The 466-nt window shown below is 46.1% G+C and carries 1 protein-coding gene; it reads left to right on the top strand.

What is annotated here, in order from left to right:
• Positions 1-67: 67 nt before the first annotated feature.
• On the top strand, positions 68-466 hold a 399-nt coding region (locus AWU74_RS08210), incomplete at its 3' end, for a sigma-70 family RNA polymerase sigma factor (protein ID WP_162505099.1).

Raw genomic sequence — 466 nt, 5'->3', positions numbered from 1 at the left:
AAGGTAATAAAAACGGCGTTCCGTTTGTATCGGTAAAGGCTCTATTCAGAGTGAATATGCGAGAATAATGGTCAACTCATTTCTTGAGCAAAAGACAGAAAACGAATTATGGATAACATACAAAAAGACTCGCGACCAGAATCTGCGAAATATGTTTATCCGGCAATATATACCGCTGGTGAAATATGTCGCGGGCAAAGTTTCCATAGGAATGCCGGAAAGCGTTGAATTCGACGATTTGGTCAGTTTCGGGCAGTTTGGGCTTATGGACGCGGTAGAAAAATTTGACCCCAGAAAGAAAGTAAAATTCAAAACATATGCGGTAGCGCGGATTAAAGGTGCAATTTTCGACGAATTGCGCTTGCTGGACTGGATACCGCGCTCCGTGCGGCAAAAAACGCGCGAACTGGAAGACACCGTCGGGCGTTTGGAATCAAAACTGGGGCGGGCGGCGACCGACACCGAA

The sequence above is a fragment of the Treponema endosymbiont of Eucomonympha sp. genome (assembly GCF_001028545.1).
The sequence above is the reverse complement of the archived record's forward strand: the minus strand, read 5'-3'. Positions and strand labels throughout refer to the sequence as shown.